Source organism: Streptosporangium sp. NPDC023615, from assembly GCF_040640155.1.
In the GTDB taxonomy this organism is placed as follows: Bacteria; Actinomycetota; Actinomycetes; order Streptosporangiales; family Streptosporangiaceae; genus Streptosporangium.
In genome coordinates, this window is record NZ_JBFABE010000184.1 from 1 (window position 1) to 1,200 (window position 1,200).

Sequence of the window (1,200 nt, forward strand, 5' to 3'; positions counted from 1 at the left end):
CGGTAATCATCCCAACCATAAGACACTTATCAAATAGAATTAAGCTGCGTGGTTTAGTTTCTGCATTGGCGTAAAACCGCCATTGCCCATATTCGGGCGCTCGTGGTTGTAGTGATATAACCAAGCCTCAGCTTGCTGACGGACTTGGTCTAAATCTGTAAATAATTCCTGATTTAACCAATCATAACGCATTGTTCTATTATAGCGCTCAACATAAGCATTTTGCTGTGGATTGCCAGGTTCAATATAGCTTAAGATGATACCTTGCTGCTCAGCCCAGTCTTTGAGCGCATTGCTGATGTATTCAGGGCCGTTATCGCATCTTATCTGCACAGGTTTGCCTCGGTACTCAATAAGCTGATTTAAACTGCGTATGACTCTTTGAGCGGGTAATGAGAAGTCAATCTCAACGGTTAAGGCTTCACGGTTATAATCATCAATGACGTTAAACAGTCTAAACCCTCGTCCATCAGTTAAGCTGTCGTGCATAAAGTCCATGCTCCAGCTTTGGTTTATCTTATCAGGTACAGCAAGTGGCACAGGTTTGGCGCGCTTCATGCGGCGGCGAGGTTTGATTCTAAGGTTCAACTCAAGCTCACAGTAGATGCGATACACCCGTTTATGATTGTATGGCAGTCCCAGCACGTTACGCAGGCTTAAAAAACACAATCCAAAGCCCCAGTTCTTGTTCTGCTCGGTCAGATCTATGAGCAAGTCCGCTATCTGCTTATTCTCATCCGTTGCTACCGACTTGTGATAATAACAGGTGACGCTAATGTTAAAGATCAAGCAAGCTCTGCGGATACTGATGCCATGCTCTTTAATGTAGTGACAAGCCATCTCTTTGCGCCTGAGTGGCGCTACCACTTTTTTGACATGGCATCCTGTAATATGTCGGATTTGAGACATTCATCGGCATACATCTTTTTTAAGCGAGCATTCTCAACTTCAAGCTCTTTGAGACGAGTGATAAGCGCAGCATCCATGCCACCATATTTAGAGCGCCAGTTATAGAACGTGCTTTGGCCGACATTATACTCACGGCATAAATCAGCGATAGGTACGCCTTGTTCGGCTTGTTTTAGGATGTTGACGATTTGATTATCAGTAAAGCGTGTCTTTTTCATAGGATTCTCCTGCTGGTGTATTTTAGCAGTTACTCTCTATTTATGAGTGTTCTTATTTATTGGGGGGATTACC

Annotated in this window: 1 protein-coding gene; it reads right to left on the reverse strand. The window is 43.8% G+C overall.

Features of this window, described 5'->3' with window-relative positions:
* Window positions 1-39 precede the first annotated feature (39 nt).
* Window positions 40-1,127, reverse strand: a protein-coding gene (locus AB0G16_RS38800; RefSeq protein ID WP_362816037.1) for an IS3 family transposase whose coding sequence is annotated in 2 segments (ribosomal slippage) — window positions 40-875 and window positions 875-1,127 — 1,089 coding nt in all. Because the reading frame shifts where the segments join, the coding sequence is not laid out codon by codon here.
* Window positions 1,128-1,200 lie beyond the last annotated feature (73 nt).